Raw genomic sequence first — 15,480 nt, forward strand, 5'->3', positions numbered from 1 at the left:
GGGGCTTGCAAGCGTTATTTTGACAAGCGTATTAACGATGCTTGAAAACCGGCTTGCGCTTCTCCACGAACGCGGCCATACCTTCCTTCTGATCCTCCGTCGCGAAGAGCGAATGGAACAGACGACGCTCAAAATGCACACCTTCCGCGAGCGTCGTTTCATATGCACGATTGACCGACTCTTTCACCATCATCACGGCCGGCAGCGGGAACTCCGCGATGGTCGCCGCTGCAGCGATAGATTCGTCAACCAGCGAGGCAGCCGGAACAACTCGCGAAACCAGTCCTGCCCGCTCTGCCTCCGCCGCATCCATGAAGCGGGCGGTCAGGCAGAGATCCATAGCTTTCGCTTTCGAGACCGCGCGCGGCAGCCGTTGCGTGCCACCGGCGCCCGGCATGATGCCGAGCTTGATTTCTGGCTGGCCAAACTTCGCAGTGTCGGCTGCCACGATGATGTCGCACATCATCGCCAACTCACAGCCACCGCCGAGCGCAAAGCCCGCCACCGCAGCAATGATCGGCTTGCGAATGGAGCGAACCGTTTCCCAGTTGCGGGTGATGTAGTCGCCTTTGTAGACATCCATGTAGGTGTAGGTCGACATCATGCCGATGTCGGCGCCGGCGGCGAAAGCCTTTTCGCTACCGGTCACGACAATCGCACCGATCGCGTCGTCGGCGTCAAACTCGCGCAGCGCGGCGCCCAGTTCGTCCATCAATGCGTCGTTCAACGCGTTCAACGCCTTCGGGCGATTCAACGTGATCAAACCGACCCGTCCCCGCGTCTCAACCAGAATGTTCTCGTAAACCATACCGCCTCCTAGTGGTAAATCACACGCGAAAACGCTTCGCGCGGCTCTCCTAATAATGCTACCATTCGCCAACCAACCGGTCGGTCAATTATTCGACAGGCTTTTCCCCAACACACAGCCAGGCCCCTCTGCTATGACACATCCGCTATTCACCAAGCACGAAGACACGCTGCAAAAGGCACTCACCGCGGTCGAAACGCGCGGCTACTGGAGTCCGTTCGTCGAGATGCCCAGCCCGAAAGTGTACGGGGAAACAGCCAACGCGGACGGCGAAGCCGCCTTCAAGGCGCTTCTCAATGCAACGTTCGAACTGGACCAGCCTGCGACCGGCGAAACGGTCGGCGCCGAGGTGTCGCCGTTCGGCTTCCCGCTCGGCGTACGCTACCCGAAGGCCGATCCAGCTGCGCTGATTGCGGCAGCCGCTGCCGCGCAGCGCGACTGGCGCGCAGCAGGCCCACAGGCGTGGATAGGTGTGAGCCTCGAAATCCTCTCTCGGCTGAATCGCGCGAGCTTCGAGATTGGCTACAGCGTGATGCACACCACCGGCCAGGCATTCATGATGGCTTTTCAGGCGGGCGGCCCGCATGCACAAGATCGCGCGCTCGAAGCGGTCGTGTACGCGTGGGACCAGTTGCGCCGCATTCCCGCGGACGCTCACTGGGAAAAGCCGCAAGGCAAGAATCCGCCGCTCGCCATGCACAAGCGGTACTCCATCGTGCCGCGCGGCACCGGCCTCGTACTCGGCTGCTGCACGTTCCCCACCTGGAATGGCTATCCGGGACTCTTCGCCGATCTGGCCACGGGCAATACGGTCATCGTCAAGCCGCATCCGGGCGCGATTTTGCCGCTCGCGCTGACCGTACGCATTGCGCGCGACGTGTTGCGCGAAGCAGGCTTCGATCCGAACGTCGTCACCTTGCTGGCCACCGACCCGAATGACGGCGCGCTCGTCCAGGACCTCGCGCTGCGCCCGGAAATCAAACTCATCGACTTCACCGGAAGTACCCAGAACGGTACGTGGCTCGAGCGCAATGCGCACCAGGCGCAGGTCTACACCGAAAAAGCCGGCGTCAACCAGATCGTGATCGACTCCGTCGACGATATCAAAGCGGCGGCTCGCAACATCGCCTTTTCACTGGCGCTGTACTCGGGCCAGATGTGCACCGCACCGCAGAACATCTACGTGCCACGCAACGGCATCCGCACCGCCGACGGCACACTCAGCTTCGACGAAGTCGCTCAAGCCATTGCTGGCGCCGTGCAAAAGCTCGTTGCCGACCCGGCCCGCGCGGTCGAACTGCTCGGCGCCATTCAGAACGAAGGCGTCATCCAACGCATCGACGAAGCGGCGAGGCTCGGCCGCGTTCTCGTCGAGAGCCACGCGCTCGAACATCCGGCTTTCGCTGGCGCTCGCGTGCGCACGCCGCTCGTGCTGCAACTCGACGCCGCCACCGACCACGCGCAGTTCACCAGGGAATGGTTCGGCCCGATCTCGTTCGTGATCGCGACGGATTCGACCGCGCAGTCGCTCGATCTTGCCGGCGCCATTGCCGCCGAACACGGCGCACTGACGCTGTCGGCCTACAGCACCGACGCAGCCGTGCTCGACCAAGCACACGAGGCATCGATTCGCGGCGGCGTAGCACTGTCGATCAATCTGACCGGCGCGGTGTTCGTCAACCAGTCCGCAGCCTTCTCGGACTTCCACGGCACGGGAGCGAATCCGGCAGCGAATGCCGCGCTCGCCGATGCAGCCTTTGTCGCCAACCGCTTCCGCGTCGTTCAAAGCCGCGTTCATGTTGAACCGAAAGCGGCGCCGGCGGTAGCTGGCTGAATGGCATAAGACGACTGCATAAGACAACGCACGGCTTCATTCCTATGCCGTTTGGCCGAATGGACCAGGTCGTGCGCCCCAACTAACATGAGACAGCGGATCGGCATGACACGCCGATCCGTCCCAGCGAGAATTCCCATGAACGACGCCTTCATCTGCGATGCGATTCGCACCCCTATCGGCCGCTACGGCGGCGCCCTGAAAGATGTCCGGGCCGACGATCTCGGCGCCGTACCGATCAGGGCGCTGATCGAGCGCAATCCTGGCGTGGACTGGCGCGCCGTCGACGACGTCATCTACGGCTGCGCCAATCAGGCCGGCGAAGACAATCGCAACGTCGCACGTATGTCGGCATTGCTGGCCGGCCTGCCCACGGATGCGCCGGGCACCACTATCAACCGCCTGTGCGGCTCGGGCATGGATGCGGTCGGCACCGCCGCACGCGCGATCAAAGCCGGCGAAGCGCGCCTGATGATTGCCGGCGGCGTCGAAAGCATGACGCGCGCACCGTTCGTCATGAGCAAGGCAAGCAGCGCGTTCGCGCGTCAAGCCGAGATCCATGACACGACCATCGGCTGGCGCTTCCTCAATCCGCTGATGAAACGCCAGTACGGCGTCGATTCAATGCCGGAGACCGCGGAAAACGTCGCCGTCGAGTTCGGCGTGAGCCGCGCGGATCAGGACATGTTTGCGCTCGCGAGCCAGCAAAAAGCGGCACGCGCGCAACGGGACGGCACGCTGGCTCAGGAAATTGTCGGCGTCGAGATCGCGCAGAAGAAAGGTGACCCCGTGCGCGTGGTGCTCGACGAGCATCCGCGGGAAACCTCGCTCGAAAACCTCGGCAAGCTCAAAGGCGTGGTGCGCCCGGACGGCAGTGTGACGGCAGGCAACGCGTCCGGCGTGAACGACGGCGCCTGCGCACTGTTGCTCGCGAATCAGCAGGCGGCGGACCAGTATGGCCTGCGGCGCCGCGCTCGCGTGGTAGGCATGGCGACCGCGGGCGTCGAGCCGCGCATCATGGGCATCGGACCCGCGCCTGCCACGCAAAAGCTGCTCAAGCAACTCGGCATGACGCTCGCACAATTCGACGTGATCGAGCTGAACGAAGCATTCGCGTCGCAAGGGCTGGCCGTGCTGCGCACGCTCGGTCTGCGCGATGACGATCCGCGCGTCAATCCAAACGGCGGAGCCATTGCGCTCGGCCACCCCTTGGGCGCATCGGGTGCGCGTCTGATCACGACCGCGCTGTATCAACTGGAACGGATCAACGGTCGCTTCGCGCTGTGCACGATGTGTATCGGCGTCGGCCAAGGCATTGCGCTGGTCATCGAGCGGCTCTGACAGCAACGCCGGCCAACGCTGCAGAACCCATCGGCTAACGAGACTTTGAGGAGACACCTAATGTCATATGAAGCGATTCGCCTCGACATCGACACATCGAGCCACGTAGCAACCATCACGCTGAACCGACCTGACAAGCTGAACAGTTTCACCCGTGCGATGCATCGGGAGTTGAGCGACGCGCTCGATCAGGTTGAAAAGTCCGGCGTTCGTGCGCTCGTGCTGACCGGTGCCGGTCGCGGCTTCTGCGCCGGCCAGGATCTCGCCGACCTGGACTTCACGCCAGGCGCGACGGCCGATCTGGGCGAGCCGATCGAGGCGCACTTCAACCCGCTGATTCGCCGTCTTCAAGCGCTGCCGCTACCGGTGATCGCCGCAGTCAATGGCACGGCCGCCGGCGCCGGCGCCAACGTGGCGCTGGCTTGCGACCTCGTGCTCGCGGCTCGCTCCGCCAGCTTCATTCAGGCGTTCGTGAAGATCGGCCTCGTGCCGGACTCGGGGGGCACCTGGTTCCTGCCACAGCGTGTCGGCATGGCCCGTGCGTTGGGGCTCGCCATTACCGGCGACAAACTCAGCGCGGAAAAAGCCGAAAGCTGGGGCATGATCTGGCAAGTGCTCGACGACGCGGAACTGTCCGCCGCCGCGGCGAAACTCGCGGCCCAACTCGCGCAGCAACCCACGCGCGCAATCGCCGCGATCAAGCGGGCAATGCGTGCGGGCAACGCGCAATCGCTAGACCGGCAACTCGACCTCGAGCGCGATTTGCAACGCGAACTCGGCGCTTCGCACGACTACACCGAAGGCGTGCAGGCGTTCGTGGAAAAGCGCGCGCCACGCTTCGAGGGCCGCTGACATGCCGACTCAAAGCTACCACCCGCACCAGATGACACCGGACGAACTCGCCCGCGCGACGGCGGCCGCAATGTACGAGAACGACGCGTGCAGCCGGGCACTCGGCCTCGAAATCCTCGAAGTGCGCCCAGGGTATGCGCGTCTGCGCATGGCCGTGCGCGACGACTTTCTGAACGGCCATCAGATCTGCCACGGCGGCCTGATTTTCACGCTTGCTGATTCGACGTTCGCGTTCGCCTGCAATACATACAACATCAACACGGTCGCGGCCGGTTGTTCGATCGAATACCTGCGACCGGTGCAAGGCGGCGACGTGCTGACGGCGGAAGCCGTCGAGCAGATACTGAGCGGCCGTACCGGTATCTACGATATTCGCGTCACGAATCGCGCTGGCGAAACCGTCGCCATGTTTCGCGGCAAATCGGCACACATCAAAGGCAAGCTGATTCCCATGGGCGATTGACAGGCAGACATGCAACCGCGCGGAGAACGCGCGACAAAGCAGCGATTCACGGTCGCCACATTTACCGGGAGCAGCCGGTCTCGTTTTTTTTTGCGCACAAGCGTGCTGTACATCAGACGTCAGGCACTGACGCACCAAGGAGACATTCGATGAACCCCTCCCTTCCGCTCGACCCGATCGAGACCGCCAGCCGTGACGAACTTGCTGCGCTTCAACTCGAACGACTCAAATGGTCGCTGAACCACGCCTATGAAAATTCGCCGGTCTATCGACGCAAGTTCGACGAAGCCGGCGTGCATCCGAGCGAAGTGAAGACCCTCGCGGATCTGGCGCGCTTTCCTTTCACCAGCAAAAAGGATCTGCGCGACAACTATCCGTTCGGGATGTTCGCCGTGCCGCAGGAACGGATCTCGCGGATTCACGCGTCGTCCGGTACGACGGGCAAGCCGACTGTCGTGGGCTATACCGCACGCGATATCGACACGTGGGCGAATCTCGTCGCGCGTTCGGTCCGCGCCGCGGGCGCCAAGCGCGGCGACAAGGTTCACGTGAGCTATGGCTACGGCCTGTTCACCGGCGGCCTCGGCGCGCACTATGGCGCGGAGCGCGCGGGCCTCACCGTGATCCCGTTCGGCGGCGGCCAGACGGAAAAGCAGGTGCAACTGATTCAGGACTTCCGGCCGGACATCATCATGGTGACGCCGAGCTACATGCTGTCGATTGCCGACGAATTCGAACGTCAAGGCATCGATCCAGCCAGCTGCTCGCTGCGCATCGGTATCTTCGGCGCGGAGCCGTGGACCAACGAGATGCGCGAGGCGATCGAAAAGCGCATGGGCATCGATGCCGTCGACATCTACGGGCTGTCCGAGGTGATGGGACCCGGCGTTGCATCGGAGTGCGTGGAGACGAAGGACGGCCCGACCATCTGGGAAGATCATTTCTATCCGGAGATCATCGATCCCGAAACCGGCGAGGTGCTGCCTGACGGCGAACTCGGCGAGCTGGTGTTCACGTCGCTGACCAAGGAAGCGTTGCCGGTCATCCGCTACCGCACGCGCGACCTGACGCGCCTGCTGCCGGGTACCGCTCGCACCATGCGGCGGATGGAGAAAATCACCGGCCGCTCGGACGACATGATGATCGTGCGTGGCGTGAACGTGTTCCCGACGCAGATCGAAGAACTGCTGCTCAAGCAGCATGCGCTCGCGCCTCACTATCAGATCGTGCTGACCAAGGAAGGCCCGCTCGACGTCATGACGCTAAATGTCGAGCCCTGCCCGGAAACCGCACCCGATACGGCCGCGCTCAACACGGCAAGGCAGACCTTGGCTTACGAGATCAAGGCGCTGATCGGTGTGAGCGCGGTGGTCAACGTGCTGGCCGTAAACGGGATCGAGCGTTCGGTGGGCAAGGCGCGACGCGTGGTGGACAAGCGCAAGCCGGGACTTTGATTCAGGCAAGGAAAAACGGCGTCATTCGCGTTACGGATCTGCACCCGGGCGCGACGCCGTTTCGGCGACTCAGAGAAGTTCGCCGGAATCGGGCGTTCAGGTCAGGAACGCGCGAGTTCGAACTGCAAGTCGTGCGGTGGCTTCGATTCCGAAGCCACCCGCGCGCCCCCGTCACCGAACACTCATGAGTTCGGCAGCAACAACCACATGCGGCCGCCCTGCTTCATCTTGCCCGCCAGATCGCCGGCGTCGTCGCCAAGACCCCAGAAGTAGTCGGCGCGCACACCGCCTTTGATCGCCGTGCCCGTATCCTGCGCGAACACAAGCCGGTTCATCGGCGAGTTCGTCAACGGACGCGTGGTCTGCAAGAACACCGGCGTGCCGAGCGGTATCGATGTCGGATCGACCGCGATCGAGCGCTCCGGTGTCAACGGCACGCCGAGCGCGCCGATCGGACCGTCAGCACCGCCGCTCGGCACGCTTTCGCCGGACGGCATCTCGCGGAAAAACACAAAGCGCGGATTGGTGTCGAGCAGCGCATCGACCCGGCTCGGGTTGGCGCGCGCCCATGCCTTGATGCCTTGCATGGTCGCTTGCGCGGGCGTGAGCTCGCCGCGATCCAGCAGCCAGCGTCCGATCGACTTGTACGGCTGATTGTTGGTGCCGCCGAAACCGACGCGCATCACGCTGCCGTCTTCCATCACGATCCGCCCCGACCCCTGCACCTGCAGAAAGAACGCTTCGATCGGATCGTCGACCCACACCAGTTCATTGCCATTGAGCACGCCCGCGCGTTCGAGTTGCGCACGCGCCGGCAGCGGCGCGCCCGCGCGATAACCGGTGGGCCAGCGATACAGCGCCGTCTGATACATGCCATGCCGGGTACGCGAACCGCGCAGCAATGGCTCGTAGTAGCCGGTGACGAGACCGTCGAGCGTGCCGTCGTTATTGGCTAGCTGGAAAGGCGTGAAATAGGCTTCGAAAAAGGCCCGCGCGCCGGTGACGTCGAGATCGTCGAGCTGCGCCGCCGCAGCACACGCACGCGACCAGTTCGGTTGACGCGCGAGTCTCGCACAGTTCTGCCGCAACGCGGCCGTCGCACCGATCAGCGAATCGTCCTGCCAGCCCGGCACCTGCTGCCAGGCGACTGCCGTAAGTCGCGTCGCGGCAATCTGGCCAGGTATGATCGCCGCACCCGTGGGTGGCGAAACCGACGGCCGGATCGCGCCGCCCCCACCGCAGGACGCCAGCAACACCGCAACCGAAAGCGCTCCGAGCCATGCTCCGGTCGTGCGGACAAAACGCATACAATGTTCGTTCTTGATGGAAACCGCCATGTCTGATCTGTTCGACGAATACCCGATGCTCATCTTCGCGCTGGAATCGCTCCTCGCGCTCTTCCTGCTCGTGTTTATCGTTGTGTGGACGTCGTCCGGCAAGAAGAAAGCGACGCGCGCCAACACGAGTGAACGGTCCAGGCAGCAAAAACCGCAATAACGCTAACCGATCGACCGTGCGCTGCAGTGCGCCTTCAACCGTACGTACGAGCGTGCATACAAGTGATTAAAGACCGCGGGCTCGCGCCCCGGTTCAATGCAACGTCCGCGGCATGCGCAGGATGAACTCCGGCACCGGCGCATCAAAACGCTCGCCGTCCTCGGCCACGCAGAAATAATCGCCGCGCATGGTGCCGACCGGCGTCGCGATGACCGCCCAACTCGTATATTCGAAATGCTCGCCCGGTTTGAGCAGCGGCTGGTGGCCGACCACGCCGAGGCCTTTTACTTCCTGCACGGTGTTGTCGCTGTCGGTAATGACCCAATGACGCGCAATCAACTGGGCAGGCACCTGGCCGGTGTTACGGATAGTCAGCGTGTAGGCAAACGCGTACTGGCGGCGCTCCGGGTCCGACTCTTCTGGCAAATATTGCACCTGCGCCGAGACGCTGAATTCGTACTGGCTCATCCTGATTCCGGTCTGCTGAAGCGGGTGTAAAAAATCGCGGCAACACCCTCACGCCAATGGTTTGCGGGTGCAGCGGCAAAGCGGCGCTGATGGTTTGGCATTCTGCTTGATGCGCGGCACGCCCGCAACCGGGCAAATCCTTCGGCCAGGGGCCGCTCAGACGCGTTGTCACGTCCACGGCTCGCCGGCGCGGGCCTTGCACCGCCCGCGAGCCGGTCCCGCCGCGCACAAAACGGTAAAATGGCCCTTTCCCGCTTGCATCCGCTCTCCTCATGACGCAATTCCGCATCGCCCCCAGCATTCTGTCCGCCGATTTCGCCCGCCTCGGCGAAGAGGTCCGCAACGTCGTCGCCGCCGGCGCCGACTGGATTCACTTCGACGTAATGGACAACCACTATGTGCCGAACCTGACCATCGGCCCGCTCGTCTGCGAAGCAATCCGCCCGCACGTGAACGTGCCGATCGACGTGCATCTGATGGTGCGCCCGGTGGACCGCATCGTGCCGGACTTCGCCAAGGCCGGTGCGAACCTGATCAGCTTTCATCCGGAAGGCTCGGACCATATCGACCGCACGCTGTCGCTGATCCGCGATCACGGCTGCAAGGCCGGCCTGGTGTTCAATCCGGCCACCTCGCTGAACTATCTGGATCACGTGATGGACAAGCTCGATCTCGTGCTGATCATGTCGGTGAATCCGGGCTTCGGCGGCCAGTCGTTCATTCCCGAAGCGCTCAACAAGCTGCGCGAAGCGCGCAAGCGGATCGACGCGTACAAGGAACGGACCGGCCGCGAGATTCACCTGGAAGTGGACGGTGGCGTGAAGGTCGACAACATCGCGGAAATCGCGGCGGCCGGCGCGGACACGTTCGTGGCGGGTTCGGCGATCTTCGGCGCGCCGGACCACAAGGTCGTGATCGACAAGATGCGCGCGGCGCTCGCCAACGTTCAGCACTGATACCCGCAGCCCTATGACCGCTCCGTTCGCCGCCCCGACCTTCACCGGCCCGCGCCTGCAAGCCGCGATCATCGACCTCGACGGCACGATGATCGACACCGCCGACGACTTCACCGCCGGCCTGAACGGCATGCTTGCTCAACTCGATGCGATGGAAACGTCGCGCGAGGAAGTGGTCGGCTATGTCGGCAAGGGTTCGGAGCACCTGGTCCGCAGCGTGCTGGCGCCGCGCTTCGAAGCGGACCATGCGCAAGATCGCTTCGACGAAGCGCTCGCCATCTATCAGGCGGAATACGCGAAGATCAACGGGCTGCACACGCGGCTTTATCCCGACGTCGAAGCCGGCCTGATCGCGCTGCGCGAGGCCGGCCTGAAGCTCGCCTGCGTGACCAACAAGCCACACCGGTTCGCGCTCGAACTGCTGCAGCAGTACGGGCTCGCGCAGTATTTCAGCGTGGTGCTCGGCGGCGACAGCCTCGCGAAAAAGAAGCCGGACCCATTGCCGATGCTCACCGCCGCAGCGCAGCTCGGTGTCGAACCGCGGGCGACGGTGGCCATCGGCGATTCGGAGAACGACGCGCTGGCAGGCCGTGCGGCGGGCATGGCAACGCTGACCGTGCCATACGGCTACAACCACGGCCAAGCTATACAAACAATAAAATCCGATGGTATAGTTGCCTCGCTGCTCGACGCCGCCAAGGCGATCGCAGCGCACCATTCCACGACTTGAAAAGTCCTTCATCCTCATGTTTCTGAATAAAAAACGGAGTCTGAGTAGCATCGACCGGGGAGCTTGGCCCTGGCGTCGCTGGTCACGCTAACCTCGCCTGAGGTACGCTGAAGCTCGTCTTCGGCAACCGTTTTTTACTTCGCTGCGCTCACGCGTTTTTCCATCATCTTGTTTCGCTGCATCGGTTGATTCAGCCTGCGTGTACCCACAAAGTACGTCTACGCGCTGAAACCCGTTGCTCGCGTCGATGGGAAACTCGCGCCGGTCGGTATCACGTGTCGCAATGCCGACGAACACCCTGACCGGTCGCGCAACGCCCCGCTTTGTCCGACGCACGCTGCCGCCGGACCACCGTACAGGATCGGAACATGACCGAACTCGAATTCCAGTCCCTCGCCAACGAGGGTTTCAACCGCATTCCGCTGATCGCCGAAGCGCTGGCCGACCTCGAAACGCCGCTCTCGCTGTATCTGAAGCTCGCGCAGAGCGAACGCAACGGCGCCAACTCGTTCCTGCTGGAATCGGTGGTGGGCGGCGAGCGGTTCGGCCGCTACTCGTTCATCGGACTCCCGGCGCGCACGCTGTTGCGCACCCGCAATGGTGTGACGGAAGTGGTGCGCGACGGCCAGGTCGTCGAAACGCACGAGGGCGACCCGCTCGATTTCATCCGGCAATTCCAGGGCCGTTTCAAAGTGGCGCAGCACCCGGGACTGCCGCGTTTCGCGGGCGGTCTGGCCGGCTATTTCGGCTATGACGCGGTGCGCTACATTGAGAAAAAGCTCGCGCATAGCGCGCCGAAAGACGATCTGAATCTGCCCGACATCCAGTTGCTGCTCACCGAAGAAGTCGCGGTGATCGACAACCTCGCGGGCAAGCTTTATCTGGTGGTGTATGCCGATCCGACGCAAGCCGAGGCGTACACGAAAGCCAGACAACGTCTGCGTGAGCTGCGTCAGCGTTTGCGCGCGACCGTGGAGCCGCCGGTCACATCGGCCAGCGTGCGCACGGAGACCTACCGCGAATTCGCAAAAGACGACTATCTGGCCGCCGTGCGCAAGGCGAAGGAATACATCGCCGCCGGCGAACTGATGCAGGTACAGGTCGGCCAGCGTCTGACCAAGCCATACCGCGACAATCCGTTGTCGCTGTATCGCGCGTTGCGCTCGCTGAATCCGTCGCCGTATATGTATTACTACAACTTCGGCGACTTCCATGTGGTCGGCGCATCGCCGGAAATTCTGGTGCGTCAGGAAAAGCGCGGCGAGGATCGCATCGTCACGATCCGGCCGCTCGCCGGCACCCGTCCGCGCGGCAACACGCCGGCACGCGATGCGGAACTCGCGACCGAACTGCTGAACGACCCGAAGGAAATCGCCGAGCACGTGATGCTGATCGACCTCGCGCGCAACGACGTGGGCCGCATCGCGCAAATCGGCTCGGTGGTCGTGACCGACAAGATGGTGATCGAAAAATACTCGCATGTGCAGCACATCGTGAGTTCGGTCGAAGGCAAGCTGAAACCCGGCACCACCAATTTCGACGTGCTGCGCGCCACGTTCCCGGCCGGCACGCTGTCGGGCGCGCCGAAGGTCCGCGCGATGGAACTGATCGACGAACTGGAACCCGTGAAGCGCGGCCTGTACGGCGGTGCGGTAGGCTATCTGTCGTTCACCGGCGAAATGGATCTGGCCATCACGATCCGCACCGGCGTGATCGCGAACGGTAATCTGTATGTGCAGGCGGCCGCGGGCGTGGTCGCGGATTCGGTGCCGGAATCCGAATGGCAAGAGACCGAGAACAAGGCACGCGCTGTGTTGCGCGCCGCCGAACAGGTTCAAGACGGCCTCGATAGCGACTTCTGACCGGAGACACACCATGCTGCTCATGATCGACAACTACGATTCGTTCACCTACAACCTGGTGCAGTACTTCGGCGAACTCGGCGAAGACGTACGCACCTATCGGAACGACGAAATCACGCTGGACGAGATCGCGAAGCTCAACCCCGAGCGCATCTGCCTGTCACCGGGTCCCAGCAATCCGCAACATGCGGGTATCACGCTCGACGTGCTGCGCGAGTTCGCCGGCAAGACTCCGATTCTCGGCGTCTGCCTCGGCCACCAGGCCATTGGCGAGGCATTCGGCGGCCGCGTGGTGCGCGCGCAGACCATCATGCATGGCAAGGTGAGCACGATCGAAACGGACTGCAAAGGTGTGTTCGCCGACCTGCCGAAGCATTTCGTCGTGACCCGCTATCACTCGCTCGCGATCGAACGCGAGTCGCTGCCGGACTGCCTCGAAGTCTCGGCATGGACCGACGACGGCGAGATCATGGGTGTACGTCACAAGGAACTGGCCGTCGAAGGCGTGCAGTTCCATCCGGAATCGATCCTGTCCGAACACGGCCATGCGCTGCTGGAAAACTTCATCAAGCAGTCGAAGCTCGCGAGCGGCAAGACCTCCCAACGCAACGCTTGATAGAGAGACGATCCATGTCGATTACGCCCCAGGAAGCGCTGCAACGGACCATCGAGCACCGCGAAATTTTCCACGATGAAATGCTGCATCTGATGCGGCTCATCATGCGCGGCGAACTCTCGCCCGTGATGTCGGCCGCGATCATCACCGGCTTGCGCGTCAAAAAAGAGACCATCGGCGAAATCACCGCGGCCGCCACGGTGATGCGTGAATTTGCCCGGCACGTCGAAGTGCAGGACAACTCGAACTTCGTCGATATCGTCGGCACCGGCGGCGACGGCTCGCACACGTTCAACATTTCCACCGCGACCATGTTCGTGGCGGCCGCGGCCGGCGCGAAAGTCGCAAAGCACGGCAACCGCGGCGTGTCGAGCAAATCGGGCAGCGCGGACGTGCTCGAAGCGCTCGGCGTGAATATCGATCTGCAGCCGGACCAGGTGGCTGCGTCGATTGCGGAAACGGGCATGGGCTTCATGTTCGCGCCCAACCATCATCCGGCCATGAAGAACATTGCGCCGGTGCGCCGCGAACTCGGCGTGCGGACCATCTTCAACATCCTCGGGCCGCTGACCAACCCGGCCGGCGCGCCGAACCAGCTGATGGGCGTATTTCACGCCGACCTGGTCGGTATTCAGGTGCGTGTGATGCAGCGCCTCGGCGCGAAGCACGTGCTCGTCGTGTACGGCATGGACGGCATGGACGAAGTGTCGCTCGGCGCGGCGACGCAAGTCGGCGAGTTGCGCGACGGCGAGGTGCACGAGTACGAGATTCATCCCGAAGACTTCGGCATGCAGATGGTGTCGAACCGCACGCTGAAAGTGGCCGACGCGAGCGAATCCAAAGCGATGCTGCTCGATGCGCTCGACAACAAGCCGGGCGTGGCGCGCGAAATCGTCACGCTGAACGCGGGCACGGCGCTGTATTCGGCGAACGTGGCTTCGTCGATCGCGGATGGCATCCAGCTCGCACGCGAAGCGATCGCGAGCGGCAAGGCTCGCGCGAAGGTCGACGAGCTGATCCGCTTCACCCAGCAATTCAAGCAGTAATCACGTAGCGAGACACTTATGAGCGACATCCTCGACCGCATCATCGCGGTCAAACGCGAAGAAGTCCGCGCGGCCGAACAAAGCGCGCCGCTCGAAGAATTGCGGCTCGAAGCGTCGTCGCGCGATCTGCGCGATTTCGTCGGCGCGTTGCGCGCCAAACATGCCGCGGGCCTGGCGGCGGTGATCGCCGAAGTGAAGCAGGCGAGCCCGTCGAAAGGCGTGCTGCGCGAAAACTTCGACCCGGCCGAGATCGCACGTTCCTATGAGAAGCACGGCGCGGCCTGCCTGTCGGTGCTGACCGACGTGCAGTTCTTCAAGGGCAGCGTCGCGTATCTGCAGCAGGCGCGCGCCGCGTGCAAGCTGCCGGTGCTGCGCAAGGACTTCATCGTCGATCCGTATCAGATCGTCGAAGCACGCGCGATGGGCGCCGACGCGATCCTGCTGATCGCTGCCGCGCTCGACACCTCGCAGATGCAGGACCTCGAAGCGCTGGCGCATTCGCTGGGCCTCGCGGTGCTGGTCGAAGTGCACGACAGCAACGAGCTGAAGGAAGCACTCACGTTGAAGACGCCGCTGATCGGCATCAACAACCGCAATCTGCGTACTTTCGAAACGTCGATCGAAACGACCATCGGCATGCTCGAGTCGATTCCCGACGACCGGATCGTCGTCACCGAATCCGGCATTCTGTCGCGCGACGACGTCGAACGGCTGCGTGCGATGGACGTGAATACGTTCCTCGTCGGCGAGGCGTTCATGCGCGCGCAAGAGCCGGGTGTAGAGTTGGCGCGGATGTTTTTCTAGGCACGCTATCTGCGTAGTGCACGGTATCGGCACGGTGAGCCATAGTTGGCTGGAACAGACCATGGGCATGGAACACGAAATCAAGCTGGCGCTGCCGGCCGGGCAGGTGCAGGCGGCAATGCAATGGTTCGTCGCGCGCACGGGCGTTGCGGGACGCCCGGTCAAGCTGGTGAATATTTACTTCGATACGCCGCAGCTCGCGTTGGCGGCGTCGAAGAGCGCGCTGCGTCTGCGCCAGACGCCGGATGGCTGGCTGCAAACCTTCAAGACAATGGGCAATGCGAAGCAGGGTTTGCACAGCCGGCATGAATGGGAAATGCCGGTCGCGGGCGCAAAGCTGGAAATCGACACGTTGCTGCGTACCTGCGACGACCCGGCTGCCGAGGAAGCGCTGCGTCAGGCGGCGCCGGCCTTGATCGAACTGTTCCGCACGAATTTCACGCGCACGGTGTGGCACGTCGAAGCGGACGGGTCGGAAATCGAGGCGGCGATCGATCAAGGCGACGTACTCGCAGAAGTGGGCGGCGAGACGCGCCGCGCACCGATCTCGGAGATCGAGCTCGAATTGAAGTCCGGCGACCAAGCCGCCCTTCACGCACTCGCGACGGAACTCGGCCAGCACATCGCCGGCCTCGTGCCGGACGACGTCAGCAAGGCGCAGCGCGGTTATCAGTTGCGCGCCGGCTGAGCGGCTACATCGGCTACACGTCACCACGCACCATTGCCGCGCGCCGCGGCACCTTGAGCCT

General features: G+C 63.2%; 16 protein-coding genes. 13 read left to right on the top strand and 3 right to left on the bottom strand.

Features of this window, described 5'->3' with window-relative positions:
* Positions 1 to 31 precede the first annotated feature (31 nt).
* Positions 32 to 808, bottom strand: coding sequence for an enoyl-CoA hydratase (locus BN2475_RS03695; protein WP_094778233.1), 777 nt, complete (start codon positions 806 to 808; stop codon positions 32 to 34).
* Positions 809 to 941: 133 nt separating this feature from the next.
* Here BN2475_RS03695 and paaN point away from each other — a divergent pair, with 133 nt between their 5' ends.
* The 5 genes from paaN to paaK all read left to right on the top strand — a co-directional run bounded on the left by paaN (position 942) and on the right by paaK (position 6,752).
* Positions 942 to 2,642 (top strand): phenylacetic acid degradation protein PaaN, encoded by a 1,701-nt coding sequence (gene paaN / locus BN2475_RS03700; RefSeq protein WP_094778234.1) that lies wholly within the window; start codon positions 942 to 944, stop codon positions 2,640 to 2,642.
* A gap of 138 nt (positions 2,643 to 2,780) precedes the next feature.
* Positions 2,781 to 3,983 (top strand): 3-oxoadipyl-CoA thiolase, encoded by a 1,203-nt coding sequence (gene pcaF, locus BN2475_RS03705; protein ID WP_094778235.1) that lies wholly within the window; start codon positions 2,781 to 2,783, stop codon positions 3,981 to 3,983.
* A 60-nt stretch (positions 3,984 to 4,043) separates the two neighbouring features.
* On the top strand, positions 4,044 to 4,835 hold the full coding sequence (gene paaG / locus BN2475_RS03710; RefSeq protein ID WP_094778236.1) for a 2-(1,2-epoxy-1,2-dihydrophenyl)acetyl-CoA isomerase PaaG: 792 nt from the start codon (positions 4,044 to 4,046) through the stop codon (positions 4,833 to 4,835).
* A 1-nt stretch (position 4,836) separates the two neighbouring features.
* On the top strand, positions 4,837 to 5,298 hold the full coding sequence (gene paaI, locus BN2475_RS03715) for a hydroxyphenylacetyl-CoA thioesterase PaaI (protein ID WP_094778237.1): 462 nt from the start codon (positions 4,837 to 4,839) through the stop codon (positions 5,296 to 5,298).
* A 149-nt stretch (positions 5,299 to 5,447) separates the two neighbouring features.
* Positions 5,448 to 6,752 (top strand): phenylacetate--CoA ligase PaaK, encoded by a 1,305-nt coding sequence (gene paaK, locus BN2475_RS03720; RefSeq protein WP_094778238.1) that lies wholly within the window; start codon positions 5,448 to 5,450, stop codon positions 6,750 to 6,752.
* Positions 6,753 to 6,934: 182 nt separating this feature from the next.
* On the opposite strand, the gene mltA is transcribed toward paaK, so the two are convergent.
* A complete protein-coding gene (gene mltA / locus BN2475_RS03725) occupies positions 6,935 to 8,059 on the bottom strand; it encodes a murein transglycosylase A (RefSeq protein WP_094778395.1) in 1,125 nt (374 codons plus the stop codon).
* Between the two features lie 28 nt (positions 8,060 to 8,087).
* On the opposite strand from mltA, the gene BN2475_RS34575 reads away from it, so the two are divergent.
* A complete protein-coding gene (locus BN2475_RS34575) occupies positions 8,088 to 8,249 on the top strand; it encodes a hypothetical protein (RefSeq protein WP_162844457.1) in 162 nt (53 codons plus the stop codon).
* Positions 8,250 to 8,342: 93 nt separating this feature from the next.
* Here BN2475_RS34575 and apaG read toward each other — a convergent pair whose 3' ends face one another.
* Positions 8,343 to 8,717 carry a Co2+/Mg2+ efflux protein ApaG gene (apaG, locus tag BN2475_RS03730; RefSeq protein WP_094778239.1) on the bottom strand — a complete coding sequence of 125 codons (375 nt, stop codon included), beginning with the start codon at positions 8,715 to 8,717 and terminating at the stop codon, positions 8,343 to 8,345.
* Between the two features lie 272 nt (positions 8,718 to 8,989).
* Between apaG and rpe the strand changes: the two genes are divergently transcribed.
* From rpe to BN2475_RS03765, 7 genes are all read left to right on the top strand, one after another.
* Positions 8,990 to 9,673 (top strand): ribulose-phosphate 3-epimerase, encoded by a 684-nt coding sequence (gene rpe, locus BN2475_RS03735; protein WP_094778240.1) that lies wholly within the window; start codon positions 8,990 to 8,992, stop codon positions 9,671 to 9,673.
* A gap of 13 nt (positions 9,674 to 9,686) precedes the next feature.
* Positions 9,687 to 10,403: a phosphoglycolate phosphatase gene (locus BN2475_RS03740; RefSeq protein ID WP_094778241.1), complete on the top strand. Its 717-nt coding sequence runs from the start codon at positions 9,687 to 9,689 to the stop codon at positions 10,401 to 10,403.
* 368 nt (positions 10,404 to 10,771) lie between these two features.
* Positions 10,772 to 12,265: an anthranilate synthase component I gene (gene trpE / locus BN2475_RS03745; protein ID WP_094778242.1), complete on the top strand. Its 1,494-nt coding sequence runs from the start codon at positions 10,772 to 10,774 to the stop codon at positions 12,263 to 12,265.
* Positions 12,266 to 12,278: 13 nt separating this feature from the next.
* Complete coding sequence (locus tag BN2475_RS03750) at positions 12,279 to 12,881, top strand: aminodeoxychorismate/anthranilate synthase component II (protein WP_094778243.1); 603 nt, start codon at positions 12,279 to 12,281, stop codon at positions 12,879 to 12,881.
* 14 nt (positions 12,882 to 12,895) lie between these two features.
* Positions 12,896 to 13,927 carry an anthranilate phosphoribosyltransferase gene (gene trpD / locus BN2475_RS03755; protein WP_094778244.1) on the top strand — a complete coding sequence of 344 codons (1,032 nt, stop codon included), beginning with the start codon at positions 12,896 to 12,898 and terminating at the stop codon, positions 13,925 to 13,927.
* A gap of 18 nt (positions 13,928 to 13,945) precedes the next feature.
* Entirely contained in the window at positions 13,946 to 14,731 is a 786-nt protein-coding gene (trpC, locus tag BN2475_RS03760) for an indole-3-glycerol phosphate synthase TrpC (protein ID WP_094778245.1), read from the top strand.
* Positions 14,732 to 14,792: 61 nt separating this feature from the next.
* Positions 14,793 to 15,419 carry a CYTH domain-containing protein gene (locus BN2475_RS03765; RefSeq protein ID WP_094778246.1) on the top strand — a complete coding sequence of 209 codons (627 nt, stop codon included), beginning with the start codon at positions 14,793 to 14,795 and terminating at the stop codon, positions 15,417 to 15,419.
* Positions 15,420 to 15,480 lie beyond the last annotated feature (61 nt).

Origin of the sequence: Paraburkholderia ribeironis, from assembly GCF_900019265.1 — a bacterium.
Taxonomy (GTDB): Bacteria; Pseudomonadota; Gammaproteobacteria; order Burkholderiales; family Burkholderiaceae; genus Paraburkholderia; species Paraburkholderia ribeironis.

Excerpts from the sequence above, each read along its gene's own strand:
- BN2475_RS03695 (WP_094778233.1), bottom strand. The coding sequence starts at position 808 with ATGGTTTACGAGAACATTCTGGTTGAGACGCGGGGACGGGTCGGTTTG.
- paaN (WP_094778234.1), top strand. The coding sequence starts at position 942 with ATGACACATCCGCTATTCACCAAGCACGAAGACACGCTGCAAAAGGCA.
- pcaF (WP_094778235.1), top strand. The coding sequence starts at position 2,781 with ATGAACGACGCCTTCATCTGCGATGCGATTCGCACCCCTATCGGCCGC.
- paaG (WP_094778236.1), top strand. The coding sequence starts at position 4,044 with ATGTCATATGAAGCGATTCGCCTCGACATCGACACATCGAGCCACGTA.
- paaI (WP_094778237.1), top strand. The coding sequence starts at position 4,837 with ATGCCGACTCAAAGCTACCACCCGCACCAGATGACACCGGACGAACTC.
- paaK (WP_094778238.1), top strand. The coding sequence starts at position 5,448 with ATGAACCCCTCCCTTCCGCTCGACCCGATCGAGACCGCCAGCCGTGAC.
- mltA (WP_094778395.1), bottom strand. The coding sequence starts at position 8,059 with ATGCGTTTTGTCCGCACGACCGGAGCATGGCTCGGAGCGCTTTCGGTT.
- BN2475_RS34575 (WP_162844457.1), top strand. The coding sequence starts at position 8,088 with ATGTCTGATCTGTTCGACGAATACCCGATGCTCATCTTCGCGCTGGAA.
- apaG (WP_094778239.1), bottom strand. The coding sequence starts at position 8,717 with ATGAGCCAGTACGAATTCAGCGTCTCGGCGCAGGTGCAATATTTGCCA.
- rpe (WP_094778240.1), top strand. The coding sequence starts at position 8,990 with ATGACGCAATTCCGCATCGCCCCCAGCATTCTGTCCGCCGATTTCGCC.
- BN2475_RS03740 (WP_094778241.1), top strand. The coding sequence starts at position 9,687 with ATGACCGCTCCGTTCGCCGCCCCGACCTTCACCGGCCCGCGCCTGCAA.
- trpE (WP_094778242.1), top strand. The coding sequence starts at position 10,772 with ATGACCGAACTCGAATTCCAGTCCCTCGCCAACGAGGGTTTCAACCGC.
- BN2475_RS03750 (WP_094778243.1), top strand. The coding sequence starts at position 12,279 with ATGCTGCTCATGATCGACAACTACGATTCGTTCACCTACAACCTGGTG.
- trpD (WP_094778244.1), top strand. The coding sequence starts at position 12,896 with ATGTCGATTACGCCCCAGGAAGCGCTGCAACGGACCATCGAGCACCGC.
- trpC (WP_094778245.1), top strand. The coding sequence starts at position 13,946 with ATGAGCGACATCCTCGACCGCATCATCGCGGTCAAACGCGAAGAAGTC.
- BN2475_RS03765 (WP_094778246.1), top strand. The coding sequence starts at position 14,793 with ATGGGCATGGAACACGAAATCAAGCTGGCGCTGCCGGCCGGGCAGGTG.